The 16,205-nt window shown below is 74.9% G+C and carries 11 protein-coding genes, 1 tRNA gene and 1 pseudogene; 6 read left to right on the forward strand and 7 right to left on the reverse strand.

The window, feature by feature from the left end; translation table 11 throughout:
- Nucleotides 1-137 precede the first annotated feature (137 nt).
- Nucleotides 138-1,691 carry an MFS transporter gene (locus FA014_RS11380; protein ID WP_154729799.1) on the reverse strand — a complete coding sequence of 518 codons (1,554 nt, stop codon included), beginning with the start codon at nt 1,689-1,691 and terminating at the stop codon, nt 138-140.
- A gap of 84 nt (nt 1,692-1,775) precedes the next feature.
- Here FA014_RS11380 and FA014_RS20950 point away from each other — a divergent pair, with 84 nt between their 5' ends.
- From FA014_RS20950 to FA014_RS20695, 3 genes and pseudogenes are all read left to right on the forward strand, one after another.
- The gene (locus FA014_RS20950; RefSeq protein WP_154729800.1) at nt 1,776-2,294 is read left to right on the forward strand and encodes a TetR family transcriptional regulator; all 519 of its coding nucleotides are present in this window, start codon (nt 1,776-1,778) and stop codon (nt 2,292-2,294) included.
- A 517-nt stretch (nt 2,295-2,811) separates the two neighbouring features.
- Nucleotides 2,812-5,550 (forward strand): annotated as a pseudogene (locus tag FA014_RS11390) (cation-translocating P-type ATPase); the annotation flags it as partial.
- A gap of 75 nt (nt 5,551-5,625) precedes the next feature.
- Complete coding sequence (locus FA014_RS20695; RefSeq protein ID WP_419178394.1) at nt 5,626-6,207, forward strand: type II toxin-antitoxin system Phd/YefM family antitoxin; 582 nt, start codon at nt 5,626-5,628, stop codon at nt 6,205-6,207.
- A gap of 68 nt (nt 6,208-6,275) precedes the next feature.
- Here FA014_RS20695 and FA014_RS11395 read toward each other — a convergent pair whose 3' ends face one another.
- The 6 genes from FA014_RS11395 to FA014_RS11420 form a co-directional block, all read right to left on the reverse strand.
- A complete protein-coding gene (locus FA014_RS11395; protein WP_154729801.1) occupies nt 6,276-7,076 on the reverse strand; it encodes an SDR family NAD(P)-dependent oxidoreductase in 801 nt (266 codons plus the stop codon).
- Nucleotides 7,077-7,143: 67 nt separating this feature from the next.
- Nucleotides 7,144-8,940 carry a glycoside hydrolase family 15 protein gene (locus FA014_RS11400; protein WP_230323085.1) on the reverse strand — a complete coding sequence of 599 codons (1,797 nt, stop codon included), beginning with the start codon at nt 8,938-8,940 and terminating at the stop codon, nt 7,144-7,146.
- A 133-nt stretch (nt 8,941-9,073) separates the two neighbouring features.
- A complete protein-coding gene (locus FA014_RS11405) occupies nt 9,074-9,967 on the reverse strand; it encodes an SDR family oxidoreductase (RefSeq protein WP_154729803.1) in 894 nt (297 codons plus the stop codon).
- A 150-nt stretch (nt 9,968-10,117) separates the two neighbouring features.
- Nucleotides 10,118-11,215 carry a hypothetical protein gene (locus tag FA014_RS11410; RefSeq protein WP_230323082.1) on the reverse strand — a complete coding sequence of 366 codons (1,098 nt, stop codon included), beginning with the start codon at nt 11,213-11,215 and terminating at the stop codon, nt 10,118-10,120.
- A gap of 7 nt (nt 11,216-11,222) precedes the next feature.
- A complete protein-coding gene (gene dcd / locus FA014_RS11415; protein WP_154729804.1) occupies nt 11,223-11,798 on the reverse strand; it encodes a dCTP deaminase in 576 nt (191 codons plus the stop codon).
- 160 nt (nt 11,799-11,958) lie between these two features.
- Nucleotides 11,959-12,498, reverse strand: a complete 540-nt coding sequence (locus tag FA014_RS11420; RefSeq protein ID WP_154729805.1) for a hypothetical protein — start codon at nt 12,496-12,498, stop codon at nt 11,959-11,961.
- A gap of 198 nt (nt 12,499-12,696) precedes the next feature.
- Here FA014_RS11420 and FA014_RS11425 point away from each other — a divergent pair, with 198 nt between their 5' ends.
- The 3 genes from FA014_RS11425 to FA014_RS11435 all read left to right on the forward strand — a co-directional run.
- Nucleotides 12,697-15,189: a GH36-type glycosyl hydrolase domain-containing protein gene (locus tag FA014_RS11425; RefSeq protein ID WP_154729806.1), complete on the forward strand. Its 2,493-nt coding sequence runs from the start codon at nt 12,697-12,699 to the stop codon at nt 15,187-15,189.
- Between the two features lie 124 nt (nt 15,190-15,313).
- A tRNA-Gly gene (locus FA014_RS11430) sits at nt 15,314-15,384 on the forward strand.
- Between the two features lie 218 nt (nt 15,385-15,602).
- Nucleotides 15,603-16,205: hypothetical protein (locus FA014_RS11435; protein ID WP_154729807.1), on the forward strand; the 603-nt coding region annotated here is incomplete at its 3' end.

Below are 16,205 nucleotides of genomic sequence, written 5' to 3' on the forward strand. Positions count from 1 at the left end.
CCCGCGCCGCGCCCGCGCCGCGCGGGCCGCGCCCCGCGCCGCCGAGGTCGCAGAACCTGCGGGGTTCCCGCGCCCGGAAGCCCGCGCCTTCTGCACGTTCGGCGAGGGTGCCCCGCGAGAGGTCGCGTGCGGCGGGGTCAGAGGGCGGTCGCGCGGCGGAGGGTCACGAACGACACGAGCGCCGCGCCGACCGCCACGACCGCGCCGAGCGCCGCCGCGTGCTGGGTGCCCGCGTCGAACGCCAGGCGCGCCGACTCGAGCAGCGCCTCCCCCGTGCCCCCGCCGACCTCGCCGGCCACCCCGGTCGCGCCGCCGAGGGTCTCGCCCGCGGCGTGCGCCTGGTCGGTCGTCAGCGTCTCCGGCAGCACCACCCGCGCCCGGTAGGTCGCGTTGAGCACCGAGCCCAGGATCGCGACGCCCAGCGTGGTGCCGAGCTCGTAGGCCGTCTCGGAGATCGCCGACGCGGCGCCGGCCTTCTCCGGCGGGACGGCCGTGGTGATCTGGTCGTTGGTCAGCGTCTCCGCGAGGCCGACGCCGAGGCCCATCACCACGAACGTCACCGCGACGGTGACGGGCGTCGGCACGTCGCCGACGAGGGTGAGCACGCCGTAGCCGACGGCGGCCAGCAGGAAGCTCGACCCGATGAGCACGCCCGGCCGGACGTACCGCACGAGCCGCACGGCGAGCAGGCCCGCGGCGACCGACGCGACCAGCCCCGGCAGCAGCACCAGGCCCGCGTCCATCGGGCTGAGCCCGGCCGCGAGCTGGAGGAACTGGGACACGATCACGAGCAGGCCGGAGAACCCGAGCACCGACAGCAGGTTGGCGGACACCGCGCCGGAGAACACCGGGTTGGTGAACAGCCGGACGTCGAGCATCGGGGAGGCGAGCCGGCGCTGCCGCCGGACGAACGCCCACCCGGCGGCCAGGCCGACGAGCACGGACGCGGCGGTGGTCGCCGTCAGCCCGTGCTCGCCGGTCGCGATGATCGCGTAGACCAGCGGCAGCATGGTCGCGAGCGCGAGCACGCTGCTCCACGGGTCGAGCGGCCCGGGGGCGGGGTCCTTCGACTCGGGCACGAGCGCCGCGGCGAGCGGCAGCAGCACCAGCAGCACCGGCACGTTGAGCAGGAACACCGAGCCCCACCAGAAGTGGGTGAGCAGCGCGCCGCCGACGATCGGGCCCAGAGCGGCGCCACCCGCGAAGCCGGACGCCCAGATGGCGATGGCCAGCCGCCGCTGCGCGCGGTCGAGGAACACGTTCCGGATCAGCGACAGCGTGGACGGCATCAGGGTCGCGCCGAACAGGCCGAGCGCGGCGCGCGCGGCGATCAGCATCGCGGGGCTCGTGGACCAGGCGGCGAGCAGCGAGATCAGGGCGAACCCGGTCGCGCCGATCATCAGCAGCCGCTTGCGCCCGACCCGGTCGCCCAGGCTGCCCATCGGCACGAGCAGGCCCGCGAGCACCAGCGGGTACGCGTCGACGATCCACAGCAGCTCGGACCCCGAGGCCCCGAGCGCGGCGGTGATCGAGGGCAGCGCGAAGCTCAGCACCGTGTTGTCCACGGAGATGAGCAGCACGGGGAGCATCAGCACGGCCAGCACCGCCCAGGGCCGCACGGGGCGGCCGCGGTGCTGCAGCGTGGTGGCGGGCGTGGTGGTGCGGGGGCCGGTGGTGACCGGGGCGGACATGACAAGGACCTCGTTCGTCGGTGGTGATCGACGGCAACTGTACCGTCCGGACGGTATAGCGTCACGGCCGGTACGGTCATTCCCATGTCCGCGACCCGCGACCGCCTCCTCGACGCGTTCGAGGGCCTGCTGATCGCGCACGGGCCGCGCGCCGCCACGCTGGACGCCGTCGCCGCGGCGGCCGAGGTGTCCAAGGGGGGCCTGCTCTACCACTTCCCGAGCAAGGCCGCGCTGGTCCAGGGCCAGCGGGAGCGGCTGGCGGCGCTCGGCGAGGCCGACGTCGCGGCGATGCGCGCGGCGCCCGAGGGCGCCAGCGAGTACTACCTGCGGGAGTCGCAGCAGTCCGGCGGACCGCTCGACCGCGCGCTGATCGCGTCCGCCCGGCTCGCCGAGGAGGCGGGCGGCGACGCCAACGCCGTGCTCGACGAGCTGCGTCGCCACTGGTTCGAGGCGCTGGCCGACGAGCTCGGCGACCCGGCGCTCGCCCACGTGGTCCAGCTGGTCGGCGACGGCATGTACTACAACGCGGTCACGGGCGTGCGGGACGACACGGCGCTCGCCGACGCGCGGGCCGTGCTCGGACGCCTCCGCGGCCCCGCCTGAGACCGACCGGCACCGACCCGGCCGGCACCGACCGCCCGGCGCCCGGGACCCGGGACCCGGGACCCGGGACGAGGACGGCCCCGCGGCAGGTGCCGCGGGGCCGTCCCAGACGTGTGCCGCCCGGTGCGGAGGACACCGGGCGGGACGGGTCCGGCGCGTCAGATCCGCACGCGCCGGGGGTTGCTCACGGTCGTCCAGGTGTCGTCGAACTCGGTCTCCGACGCCTGCTGGTCGGTCGTGCTCATCTCCATGACTCGCCCCCCTCGATCCGTTCGTTCGACGCCATCCTGCGTCGCGCGGCCGCCCGGCGCACGCCCGGCGGGTGAACTCCGCGTAAAACCTCGCCGGCCCTCCTCACCCACCGACCGGTGGGACCGACGTCCCGAGGGGGCCGCCCGGCACTCATGGCATCACGCGCGTGATCAGTGCCGGGTGGCGCGGAGAACCGCTCTCTCGGTCGATCGGAGGCGACAACGCGTGCCACCATGGCTCGGACGCCGAACGGTCAGGTGGTGACATGACGACCTCAGCCCTCACGACGCCCTCGCCCGCGGACTCCGCGGGCCTGAGCTCCTCCCCGGGTTCCCGGCCCTACGCCGAGACCCCCGAGGCCGTGCTCGCCGAGCTGCGCAGCACGCCCACGGGCCTGCCCGCGGCGGAGGCCGCGCGCCGCCTCGCCGAGCACGGCCCCAACCGGCTGCCGGATCCCCCGGGCAGGAGCTGGCTGCGCCGCCTGCTCGGGCACTTCGACGACGTGCTCATCTACATCCTGCTGGCCTCGGCGGTGCTCAAGGCGGTCCTGGGCGACTGGATCGACTTCGCGGTCATCCTCGCCGTGGCCGTGATCAGCGCCGCGCTCGGCTTCCTGCAGGAGGGCCAGGCGGAGCGGGCGCTCAAGGGCATCCGGACGATGCTCTCGCTCGACGCCCAGGTGCTCCGGGACGGCCAGTGGCAGGTGGTCGACGCCGACTCGCTCGTCCCGGGCGACGTCGTGCGCGTGCGGTCCGGCGACCGCGTGCCTGCCGACGTGCGGCTGATCGAGTCCACCAACCTCCAGGTCGAGGAGGCCGCCCTCACCGGCGAGTCCGTGCCCGCGACCAAGCACGTCGACCCGGTGGGGGCCGACGCCGGCCTGGGCGACCGTGCCTCGATGCTGTACTCCAGCACGATCGTCACGGTCGGCACCGGCACGGGCGTCGTCACCGCGACCGGGAGCGGCACCGAGATCGGCCGGATCCAGTCGCTCATCGCCGAGGCCTCGGACGACCTCGACACCCCGCTGTCCCGCAAGCTCGCCCAGTTCGGCAAGACGCTGTCCCTCGGCATCCTCGCCATGGCCGCGTTCATGCTCGTGGTCGGCCGCGTCATCCACGACTGGGACGTGCCGGAGCTCATCTCGGCGGCCATCGGCTTCGCGGTCGCCGCCGTGCCCGAGGGCCTGCCCGCGCTGGTCACGGTGACCCTGGCGCTCGGCGTGCAGCAGATGGCGCGGCGCAACGCGATCACCCGCAAGCTCACCGCCGTCGAGGCGCTGGGCTCGGTGACCACCATCTGCTCGGACAAGACCGGCACCCTCACCAAGAACGAGATGACGACGCGCACCGTCGTCACCAGCGCCGGGACCTACGAGGTCGAGGGCCTCGGGTACGCGCCGGAGGGCAGGATCACGCTGGACGGGGCGCACGCGCCCCTGGACGCGCACCCGGACCTCGCCGTCCTGATCGCCACCGCGGCGTCGGCCAACGACGCCCGGATCGTGCAGGACGGGGGCCTGTGGAAGGTCGTCGGCCAGCCGACCGAGGGCGCCATCGCGACCCTCGCGCTCAAGGCCGGCGTCGACCTCACCGGCGTCGAGCGCGTCGCCGTGCTCCCGTTCGAGTCCGCCACGAAGTACACGGCGACGCTCAACCGCGTGCCCGGCGCCGGCACCCGGATCCGCGTCGTCGGCGCCCCTGACCGGTTGCTCGACCGGTGCAGCCACCAGCGCGCCGCCGACGGCGGCACCGAGCCGCTGGACCGTGCCCGCTGGGAGGCCGTGATCGACGGGCTCGCGTCCCAGGGCCTGCGGACCCTGGCCGCGGCCGAGCGCCCCGTCGCGGACGGCACCAGCACGATCGACGTCACGGACGTCGAGGACGGCCTCGTGTTCCTCGGCATGTTCGGCATCGTCGACCCGCCGCGGCCCGAGGCCGTGCAGGCCATCGCGGACTGCCACCGCGCCGGCATCCGGGTCAAGATGATCACCGGCGACCACGTCGGCACGGCCACCGCCATCGCCCGGGAGCTCGGCATCGCGGCGCCGGACGGCGACGTGCACGCGCTCACCGGCGCCGAGCTCGAGGCGATGACCCAGGAGCAGCTGCGCCAGCGGGTCCGGGACGTCGACGTGTACGCGCGCACCAGCCCGGAGCACAAGATCCGGATCGTGCGCGCCCTGCAGTCGCACGACGAGGTCGTCGCGATGACCGGTGACGGCGTGAACGACGCCCCCGCCCTCACCCGGGCCGACATCGGCATCGCGATGGGCATCAAGGGCACCGAGGCCACCAAGGAGGCCGCGGACATCGTCCTCGCGGACGACAACTTCGCCACCATCGAGCGGGCGGTCGAGGAGGGGCGCCGGATCTACGACAACATCGCGAAGTCCGTCGTCTTCCTGCTGCCGACGAACGGCGCGCAGTCGCTCGTCATCCTGGTCGCCGTGCTGTTCGGCCTGACCCTGCCGCTGTCCCCGGTCCAGATCCTGTGGGTCAACCTCGTCACCGCCGTCACGCTCTCGCTCGCGCTGGCGTACGAGCCGGCGGAGCCCGGCGTGATGTCCCGGCCGCCGCGCGCGCCCGGGGGGTCGGTGATCTCGGGCCGGTCCCTGCGACAGGTCGTCATCGTGTCGCTGCTCATCGGCGGCGCCACCCTGGCGGTGTTCTTCATCGAGAGCGCCCGGGGCACCGACTACGCGGTCGCCCAGACCACCGCGGTGACGATGCTCGCCCTCGGGCAGCTCGCGTACCTGTTCAACTGCCGGTTCCTCGGCGAGTCCAGCCTCACGCTGCGGGTGCTGCGCGGGAACCGGGTGGTCTGGACCGCGACCGGCGCGCTGATCGCGCTGCAGATCTTCTTCACCTACGTGCCGTTCATGAACTCGTGGTTCGACTCGGCGCCGATCGGCCTGCGGGAGTGGGGCCTGACCCTCGGCTTCGCGATCGTGGTGTTCCTGCTCGCCGAGGCCATGAAGGCCGCGACCCGGGCGATCGACGCGCGGAACGCGGCCCGGGCCGCCGCCGCGCCCGCGACCGCACCCACCGCGCTGCCGGGCGCACCCGTCCCGGGGGCGGTGTCGCTGGCCGACGCCGCGTCCCGGCTGCCCGAGCTGGTGCAGGCCGTCGAGCACGGAGACGAGGTCACGCTCACCCGGGACGGCCGCCCGGTGGCGCGGATCGTCGCGGCGGCGGGCGCCGCGCGGCGGACCAGCGGTCGTGGGGCCGCGGCGGGCGAGACGGTCGCCGCGAACGTGAGCACGACCGCGATCCAGCTGTCGCCCCCGGACGAGGCCGGCGCGGCCCCGGCACCGGAGGCGCAGCTGCTGCCCGGCGACGGGCGGGGCGCCGCCACCCCGGAGTCCGTGGGTGCGCCCGCCGGGGACGTCCCGGCCGCTCCCCCCGCGCCCGTCGCGGCGGAGCCCGAGCCGGCGGCGCCGACCCGGGTGAGCACGCGCCCGGCCGAGACCGGGGCGACCGCCCCGGTGCCGGCCACCACGGACGCGACCATCGTCCTCGACCCGGTCCCGGCGGCCGACCCCGAGCCCGACCCGGCCGCCGCCGAGCGCCCCGACCCGCCGCGGCGGCGGTCCCGGCGCGACCTCGCGGCCCCGACCGAGCCCCTGGGCGCGGTGCGGCCCGAGACCGACGGGGACTGAACCGGGACGCGCCGGCGGGGCCGTCACCTCCGGGTGGCGGCCCGCCGGTCCGCCGGCGGCCGGCGGCGTCAGATCGTCGCGACCGACCCCGAGTCGACCCGGTAGTTCGCGCCGTTGACGAAGCTCGCGCGCTCGGACACCAGGAACGCGATCACCGCGGCGACCTCGTCGGCCTCGCCGCGCCGCTTCGCGGTGAGGAACGGCCGCTCCTCGTCCAGGAACGACGCGATCGCCTCGTCCCGGTCGGTGCCGCGCTCCTCGGCCCGCTGGTCCATCATCGCGTCGGTCATCGGCGTCGCGACGAACGCCGGCGACACCGCGTTCACCAGCACGCCCTCCGGGCCGTAGGACTTCGACAGGCCCTTGGCCAGCGACAGCACGCCGGCCTTGGCCGCGCAGTACGGCAGCTCGTCCACGTAGGGCTGCACGCCGTCCTCGGACGCCAGCAGCACGACCCGCCCCCACCCGGCCGCCCGCATCGGGCCGAGCACCGCGCGCACGACGCGGACGGCCGCCAGCAGGTCGACCTCGATCGTCCGGGCCCAGCCGGCGTCGTCGATCTCGTGGAACAGGCCCTGCGCGCCCGTCACGCCGGCGGCGTGCACCAGGATCTCCGGCGCGCCGAACGCGTCGGCCGCGCGGGCCGCGAGCGCCTCGACCTCCGCGGGCACGGTGAGGTCGGCCAGCACCGGCAGCAGCCGGTCCGGTCCGGCGCCGAGGTCGGCGACCGCCGCCTCCAGCGCCGCGGCGTCCTGGTCGGTCAGCACGACGCGGGCGCCCTCGTCGAGCAGCAGGCGCGCGGTGGCGAGGCCGATGCCGGAGTCGCCGCCGGTGACGAGCGCGACGCGCCCGGTGATGCCCAGGTCCATGGGGTCCTCCTCGGGTCGGGTGCGGCGCGCGCCGGTGGCGGGCGCCGGTCGTGCTGCCGGCGGCGGGTCAGCCCGCCACCGGGTGGTCGTCGTCGAGCGCGGGCGCCAGGGTGAGCGCGGCCTGCACCAGCGCCAGGTGGCTGAGCGCCTGCGGGACGTTGCCGAGGAAGTCCCCCGTCGCGGGGTCGATCATCTCGGGCCACACCCCGACGTCGTTCGCCAGCGCCAGCAGCTCCTCCATCCAGTCCGCCGCCTCCCGGGGCCGCCCGACCAGCGCCAGCGCCGCCACGCCCCAGAACGCGCACGCGACGAAGGCGCCCTCCTCCTCGGGCATGCCGGAGTACCGGTGCAGCAGCGGGCCGGAGCCGAGCTCGGCCCGCAGGGCGTCGACGGTCCGGCTCATGCGCTCGCCGGTGTCGAAGCCGCTGCGGGCGTGCAGCAGCACCGACGCGTCGAGCCGGTCCGACCCGGGGTGCATGATGTAGGCGCCCCGCTCCTCGGACCAGCAGTGCTCGCCGACCCAGCGCGCGATCCGGTCGGCCTCGGCGCGCCAGCGGTCGGGCTGGCCGGGGATCTGCCCGAGCTCGGCGAGGTGCACCGCGCACCGCAGCGCCTGCCAGCAGCCGAGCTTGGACGACGTGTAGTGCTGCTCCTCGGTCAGCTCCCACATCCCGGCGTCCGGCCGGTGCCACGCGTCGGCGGCCTCGTCCGCGACCGCGGCCAGGAGCCGGCCGGTCTCCGCGTCCAGCAGGTTGCCGGCGTCGACGTACCCGCGGACGACCGCCAGGACGTCGCCGTACACCCCGAGCTGGAGCTGTCCGTCGGCGCGGTTGCCGGTGACGACCGGGCCGGTCCCCCGCCAGCCGGGCACGTCGTGCCGCGCGGGCCCGGGCGGGAGGGAGCCGTCGAGCGCGAAGAAGATCCGCACGCCGTGCGCGCGCAGCGTCCGCAGGGTCCACGAGATGGCGGCGTGCACCTCCTCGCGCAGCCCGAAGCCGATCCAGGCGTCCAGGGTGTACGCGGCGTCCCGGACCCACGCGTACCGGTAGTCCCAGTTCTTGCCGCCCGACCGGCTCTCCGGCAGCGAGGTCGTCGCCGCCGCGGCGATCGCGCCGGTCGGCTCGTGCAGCAGCAGCTTGAGGGCGAGCGCGCTGCGCTGCACGGCCTTGCCCCACGGACCGTCGTAGTGGAACTCGCGGGTCCAGGCGCGCCAGTTCTCCACGGTGCGGTCGATGCCGCGGTCGACGTCCTCCGGGTCGGGCACCATGACCGGCTCGCGCTCGGTGCCCACCACCGCGACCAGGTGCCGGGACCCGGGCGTCGCCTCGAACGCCCCGGTGCACGCCTGGTCGTCGACGACGGAGGTCATCTCCCCGAGGGTCCGCACGGTGAGCGTCACGCCGTCGGCGCGCAGCACCGGTCCGACGTGGGTCCGCTGGACCCACGGCGAGGCGCTGCCGAGCACCGTCCCGGGCGCCACCCGCCAGGCCATCGGCACCGAGCCCGCCAGGCCCTCCACCCGCGCCGCGAGCTCGCTCCACGGCAGCCGCCCGGCCACGCCGGTGTTCATCGCCTGCGTGACCCGCACCCGGCCGCCCCCGGTGTCGTACGTCGTGACCAGCACGTTCGTACCGACGACGTACTGCCGGCGCAGCCGGTACGGGACCGTCGGCGCGAGCTCCACGTACCCGCCGGCGTCCGCGTCCAGCAGGGCCGCGAACACCGGCGGCGTGTCCAGGTCGGGCACGGGGAACCAGTCCACCCGGCCGTCGTCCGCGACCAGCGCGACCGTCCGCCCGTCGCCCAGCACCGCGTACGCCCGCAGGTCGGCGTACCCGCCTGTGCGAGGGGTCGGGTCGCGCAGCTCCTCGGCCGCCGCGTGGCCCGACCCCTCCGTGCGCGTGCCGGCGTCGCCGTCGAGGTTCTGCAGGCCGGGCTGCTCCGTCACGCGCCCGTCCTCGCCGCGGGGCCCCGAGCGGGGCCCGGTGCCGGAACCGTCACGGGGTCGGCATCCCCCCGTTGACGTTCAGCGTCTCGCCGCTGACGTAGCTCGACTCCTGGGAGGCGAGGAACACGTACGCGGGCGCGAGCTCCGCCGGCTGACCGGCGCGGCCGTACGGCGTCTGCGTGCCGAAGTCCGGCAGCTTCTCGGGCGGCTGGCCGCCCGCGGTCTGCAGCGGGGTCCAGATCGGGCCCGGCGCCACGACGTTGACCCGGATGCCCTTCGGGGCGAGCTGGCCCGCCAGCGCCTTGGACATCGTGTTGATCGCCGCCTTGGTGGTGGCGTAGTCGACCAGGATCGGCGCCGGCTCGTAGGCCTGGATCGAGGAGGTCGTGATGATGCTCGCGCCCTTCGGCAGGTGCGGCACCGCCTCCTGGACCAGCCAGTAGAGCGCGTAGACGTTGGTCTTGAACGTCTCGTCGAACGACTCCGGCGTCAGCTCGGTGATGTCCTCGACGTACTGCTGGCGGCCCGCGATGACCGCGAGCGTGTCCAGGCCGCCGAGCTCGTCGAGCGCGGTGCGGACCAGCGACCGGGTGTAGCCCTGGTCGACGACGTCGCCCGGGGCCAGCACGATCGTCCGGCCGGCCTCGCGGACGAGCTCCGCGACCCGGTCGGCGTCCTCCTGCTCCTCGGGCAGGTACGACAGCACGATGTCGGCGCCCTCCCGGGCGAACGCGATCGCGACCGCGCGGCCGATGCCGGAGTCGCCGCCGGTGACGATCGCCTTGCGGCCCGCCAGGCGGCCGGAGCCGCGGTAGGTGTCCTGGCCGTGGTCGGCCTGCGGCGCGAGGTCGGCGTCGAGACCCGGCCCGTCCTGGCTCTGCTCCGGCGGCTCGGGCATCGGGTACTGCGCGATCGGGTCCTGGAACGTGTACTGGTCGGCCATGCGGGCGTCCTCCGTCCTGGGCGGTGAATGCGAAAGGCGACGCCCGCCCGGTCGTGGGAACCGGCGGGGTCGCCTGCGGATTCATCGTCTGCCGCGGCCGGGGAGCCCGCAACTGCGGAGCGCCGCGGCACGGGGGTGCCGTCCCGGGCGTCAGAGGTCGGCGGGGTCCACCAGGAAGCCCGCCATGTCGGCGATCTCCCCGCCCACCTCGGCGTGCACCTCGCGCGCGACGCCGCGCACCACCCGCGCCGCGCGGCCGCGCGCGACCCGGTGCGGCAGCGACGGCCGCTCGGACTCCAGCTGCTCCACGTCGGGGGCCTCCCAGCGGACCCGGTACGCGACGACCCCGCCGGCCGCCCAGTCGACCGCCGCCAGCACGTGCGGCACCTCCGCCTCGGCGGCCACCTCGACGACCACGATGCCGTCGACCCCCAGGTCGACCTGCAGGCCGAACGCCTCGGACGGCGGCGGGTTCTCGCGCATGTGGGCGTCGAACGCGTCCGCCTCGGCGTGCAGCCGGCGGCGCTCCTCGGCGTCGGCGACACCGGCGCCCACCCGGTCGCGCGCGGCGAGCGCGGCGCCCGCCTGCTCCGGCGACGCCCGCCGCGCGTCCGGCGCGGGCGGCGCGTCCAGGGTGGCCCGGGACGACACCCGGCGGGCGGCCTCGAGCACCGTCCCGGGCTCCACCCAGCGGTCGGTCAGCACCGTGAGGTCGAGGGCGGCGTCCATGTCCGGCTCCAGCACCACCCCGGAGTCGACGCGCAGCGCGCCGCCGAGCCGGCGCGCCACCGCGACGAGCCACTGCACGACGCGCTGCTCCTCGCGCACGGGGCCCGCGGTCCCGAACGCCCGGCGCAGCCCGTCCCGGTCGCCGCCGAACGCGGGCTGCTCGGCGCGCTCGCGCGGGCAGTCCACGACCCAGGCGACGCGCGCGTCGGACGGCAGCCCCCAGCGCGCGAGCTGCGCGGGCTCCAGCGCGAACGGGCCGGTGAGCGTCGACAGCCGGCCGATCCGCAGCACACCGGGCGTGGCGGCCGGGGCGGCGCCACGGGCGGCCCCCGAGGCGCGCCGCCCGGACGGGACGCGCGGCGGGCGCTCCCACCGCGCGGCCGGGAACCTGCTGCTCGCGAGCACGTCCAGCTCGTCCGGCACGACTCCCTCGGGGAGCACGAGCAGGTGCCGCCCGGGCGGCGGCGTGACGCCCGCGGCGGCGGGCACCTCGGGCAGCGGGGGCAGCGACGCGGTCACGGCGGGGTCAGACCCGGGTGCGGTGGAAGTGCTGCCACGAGCGCGAGGCCGTCGGCCCGCGCTGGCCCTGGTACCGGGAGCCGGCCGCCCCCGAGCCGTACGGCGCGAGCGCCGGCGAGGACAGCCGGAAGAAGCACATCTGCCCGATCTTCATGCCGGGCCACAGGGTGATCGGCAGCGTCGCGACGTTCGACAGCTCGAGCGTCACGTGGCCCGAGAAGCCCGGGTCGATGAACCCGGCCGTCGAGTGCGTCAGCAGGCCGAGCCGGCCGAGCGAGGACTTGCCCTCCAGGCGGGCGGCGATGTCGTCCGGCAGGGTCACCTGCTCGAACGTCGAGCCCAGGACGAACTCGCCGGGGTGCAGCACGAACGGCTCGTCGCCGTCGACCTCGACCAGCCGCGTCAGGTCCGGCTGGTCCTGCGCCGGGTCGATGACCGCGTACTTGTGGTTGTCGAACAGCCGGAAGAACCGGTCGAGGCGGACGTCGACGCTCGACGGCTGCACCATCGCGGGGTCGTACGGGTCGAGGACCACCCGGCCGGAGTCGAGCTCGGCGGTGATGTCGCGGTCGGAGAGCAGCACGGGACCACGGTACCGGGGTCGGCGGGGCCCTCGAGATCCGACTTCCGCCGGTGGGAGCGGCGTCGGTAGAGTGCCGTCATCGCCCGGGGAGCTGATCCCCGAGGAAGTCGAGGGCCCGAGACTCTGTCCGGAGGGCAGAGCGCTCGGGCCCTACGCACGCTCAGACGTCGACGACCTCCGCGACGAGTCCCTGGGCGCGCCGACGCCACTCGCCCCCGCGCGCCCAGCACCACGCGGCCACGTCGGGCACGGCCAGCACGGGCTCCTGCGCCGCTCGCAGGTGCCGGTAGCGCGAGGTGTCCCGACATCCCGCCATGCGGGTGAGCTCGATGAGGTCCCTGCGGTCGCGGGCGTCCTGCGACTCGTCGGACTCGAGGACCAGGAGATCGCACCGACCGGCCAGGTCGGGCACCAGGCGCGCCAGGCACGCGCGCCTCCGCTCGATCTGCGCCGCCACCCCGTCGGCGGCGGCGCGGTAGATGACGACGCGCTCGTCCATCGCGGCGAGCGCCGAGACGATCTGCCGTCGGCGGCGATCGGGCTCGTCCCGCATGTGCAGCCGGCGCTGCCTGGGCGGCACCAGGTCACGGACGACGTCCCGGACACCGGGGGTGCGGCGCGGCTCGACCTCCAGCACGGCGAGCAGGTAGTCGCGAGCCTTCGACTCGTCGACGTACGCGTGCACCGTCACGGCCGACACCGCTGCTCTGCGTCCATCAGCGACGCTAGGACGCGCCACGGCGCGCTGAGTAGGACCTCCGTTCCAGGCCGGTGGCACGAGGGCGCACCCGGGACCACCGCCCGCCGGAAGCGTTTCGACCGTGCGCTACGCTGACCGACGCACGCCGCGTGGGAGCGCTCCCGCAGCGGCCACCACTGACGACCGGAAGGCGCGACGATGCGGTACGGCCACTTCGACGACGAGGCACGCGAGTACGTCATCACGACGCCGCGGACCCCGTATCCCTGGATCAACTACCTGGGCTCGGAGGAGTTCTTCTCGCTGCTGTCGCACACCGGCGGCGGCTACTCCTTCTACCGCGACGCGAAGATGCGCCGGCTCACGCGCTACCGGTACAACAACATCCCCACCGACGAGGGCGGCCGGTACTTCTACGTCCACGACGGCGGCGACGTGTGGACGCCGGGCTGGCTGCCGGTCAAGGCCGAGCTCGACCACTACGAGGCGCGGCACGGCCTGGGCTACTCCCGGATCACCGGCGAGCGGAACGGGCTGCGGGTCGAGACGCTGTTCTTCGTGCCGCTCGGCGAGACCGCCGAGGTCCAGCACGTCACGCTGACCAACACCTCCGAGGCGGAGAAGACGGTCAGCCTGTTCTCGTTCGTCGAGTTCTGCCTGTGGAACGCCCAGGACGACCAGACGAACTACCAGCGCAACCTGTCGCTCGCCGAGGTCGAGGTGGAGCTGGACGGCCCGCACGGGTCGGCGATCTTCCACAAGACGGAGTACCGCGAGCGCCGCGACCACTACGCGGTCTACGGCGTGAACACCCGGGCCGACGGCTTCGACACCGACCGGGACTCCTTCACCGGCCCCTACAACGGGCTGGGCGAGGCGGCCGTGCCGCACGCGGGCAAGGCGACCGGCTCGGTCGCGTCGGGCTGGTACCCGATCGGCTCGCACCAGGTCGACGTCACCCTCGCGCCGGGCGAGAGCCGGTCGCTCACCTACGTCCTCGGCTACGTCGAGAACCCGCACGACGAGAAGTGGGCGCCCGCCGACGAGGCCGCCGGCGTCCCCGCGATGCAGCGGGTGAACCGCGAGCGCGCGCACGCGCTGCTGTCCCGGTTCGCGACCACCGAGCAGACCCTCGCGGCTTTCGAGGCGCTCCGGACGTCCTGGACGGACCTGCTGTCCACCTACTCGGTGACGAGCACGGACGAGAAGCTGGACCGGATGGTCAACATCTGGAACCAGTACCAGTGCATGGTCACGTTCAACATGTCCCGGTCGGCGTCCTACTTCGAGACCGGCATCGGCCGCGGCATGGGCTTCCGCGACTCCAACCAGGACCTGCTCGGCTTCGTGCACCTGGTCCCGGAGCGCGCGCGGCAGCGCATCATCGACATCGCCTCGACCCAGTTCGCGGACGGCTCGGCGTACCACCAGTACCAGCCGCTGACGAAGCGCGGGAACAACGACATCGGCTCCGGCTTCAACGACGACCCGCTGTGGCTGATCCTCGGCGTCGCCGCCTACGTCAAGGAGACCGGCGACTGGGCCGTCCTCGACGAGCCGGTGCCGTTCGACAACGAGCCGGGCTCCGAGGTCCCGCTGTTCGAGCACCTGACCCGGTCGTTCCGGTTCACGGTCGAGAACCGCGGCCCGCACGGCCTGCCGCTGATCGGCCGCGCCGACTGGAACGACTGCCTCAACCTCAACTGCTTCTCCACCGAGCCCGGCGAGTCGTTCCAGACGACCGAGAACCAGGCCGGCGGGGTCGCGGAGTCGGTGTTCATCGCCGCGATGTTCGTGCACATCGGCCCGGAGTACGCCGAGCTCGCGGAGCGCCGCGGGCTGGCGGACGTCGCGGCCGAGGCGCGCGCCGCGGTCGAGGACATGCGGACCGCGGTGCTGGAGCACGGCTGGGACGGCGAGTGGTTCCTGCGCGCCTACGACTTCTACGGCAACCCGGTGGGGACCGACGCGAAGCCCGAGGGCAAGATCTGGATCGAGCCGCAGGGCTTCGCGGTCATGGCCGGGATCGGCGTGGACGCGTCCGACCCCGCCTCCCCCGCGAGCCCCGCCGTCCGTGCGCTCGACTCGGTGCACGAGCACCTGGCGACGCCGCACGGGATGGTCCTGCAGTGGCCCGCCTACACGAGCTACCAGGTGGAGCTCGGCGAGGTGTCGACCTACCCGCCGGGCTACAAGGAGAACGGCGGGATCTTCTGCCACAACAACCCGTGGGTGATCATCGGCGAGACGGTCCTCGGCCGCGGCGAGCGGGCGTTCGACTACTACCGCCGGATCACGCCCGCGTACCGCGAGGACATCTCCGACGTGCACCGGCTCGAGCCGTACGTGTACGCCCAGATGATCGCGGGCAAGGAGGCGGTGCGGCACGGCGAGGCGAAGAACTCCTGGCTCACCGGCACCGCGGCGTGGAACTTCGTGGCCGTCTCGCAGTACCTGCTGGGCGTCCGGCCGGAGCACGACGGCCTGGTCGTCGACCCGCAGATCGGGCCGGACGTGCCCTCGTTCACCGTCACCCGGGTCGCCCGCGGCGCCCGGTACGAGATCGCCGTGACCAACGCCGGCACGCCGGGCGCGCGCGGGCGGCTGGTCGTGGACGGGGTGCCCGTCGAGGGCTCGACCGTGCCGTACGCCCCCGCGGGCACGACCGTGCGGGTGGAGGTCACCGTCTGAGCGACGCGTGAGGCGCGCTCCGGGCGCGGCGCGTGTGCGCCCGTCCGGAGCCGCTATGCTGGACGCGCGTTCCCCTCGCGGGGGACGCGTCGACCGCCGGGTTCCTGCAGCCCGGGCCGGTCACGCGGGTGTAGTTCAATGGTAGAACTTCAGCTTCCCAAGCTGATAGCGCGGGTTCGATTCCCGTCACCCGCTCTTCCGAAGGGCCAGGCCGGCACCGCCGCGCCTGGCCCTTCGCCGTCCCCCGTGCGCCGCGGGCGGCCGGCGGGGGCGGCGCTCCCGCCGCCCGCGCTCGTTCCCCTCAGGTCGCCTGGGGGATTTACCCGCCGGATCAGTGATCTCCCCTACTCAACGAGCGAGGGGCTCCGTCGCCGCCGCGAACCTTCCCAGGGCCAGCCCGACGGAAGGACCGCATGAAGCACGAGATCTCCCGGATCGACCTGCGCCTGCCCGAGCGGTGGCGCGGGTGGCGGCCGGGCGACGCACCGCGGGTCGCGCAGCGGTTCGCCGCGGAGCTCACCACCGGTCCCGTCGCCGCGGCACGCCTCCGCTCCGCCCTCGAGGCCGTCGACCGCGCCGTCGTCGGCCAGAACGCCCGGCACGTGCGCGCCGGCGCCTGGGTGCCGGAGCCCACCGGCGACGTCGTCGCCGGGCTCGCGTGCGAGATCCTGGCCGAGGTCCCCGCCGACCCCGCGGCGGCCGCGGCCCACCTGCACCGGCTGCGGCGGAAGATCGCCCGCTCGCAGCGCTCGGCCACCCGGATCACCTACCACGCGGCGTCGCTGCGGGAGGTGCCCGCCGGGGACGCGGTGGTGACGCTCCGCAGCCACGGCGTGCTGCGGCACGAGGTGATCTGGACGGTGTTCCCGCCCGACGCCACCGAGGCCGTGGAGCTCCGGTTCGACACCCGGTCCTCCGAGCGCTACCAGGACGTCGTCTCCCACGCGGAGACGATCGCGCTCCGGCTCGGCGTGGGCCTGGCGGCGCGGCGGCCGACGTCGTCGCGCCCCCTGGCC

Origin of the sequence: Cellulomonas hominis (genome assembly GCF_005239125.1) — a bacterium.
Classification (GTDB): domain Bacteria; phylum Actinomycetota; class Actinomycetes; order Actinomycetales; family Cellulomonadaceae; genus Cellulomonas; species Cellulomonas hominis_A.

Excerpts from the sequence above, each read along its gene's own strand:
- FA014_RS11380 (WP_154729799.1), bottom strand. The coding sequence starts at position 1,691 with ATGTCCGCCCCGGTCACCACCGGCCCCCGCACCACCACGCCCGCCACC.
- FA014_RS20950 (WP_154729800.1), top strand. The coding sequence starts at position 1,776 with ATGTCCGCGACCCGCGACCGCCTCCTCGACGCGTTCGAGGGCCTGCTG.
- FA014_RS11395 (WP_154729801.1), bottom strand. The coding sequence starts at position 7,076 with ATGGACCTGGGCATCACCGGGCGCGTCGCGCTCGTCACCGGCGGCGAC.
- FA014_RS11405 (WP_154729803.1), bottom strand. The coding sequence starts at position 9,967 with ATGGCCGACCAGTACACGTTCCAGGACCCGATCGCGCAGTACCCGATG.
- FA014_RS11425 (WP_154729806.1), top strand. The coding sequence starts at position 12,697 with ATGCGGTACGGCCACTTCGACGACGAGGCACGCGAGTACGTCATCACG.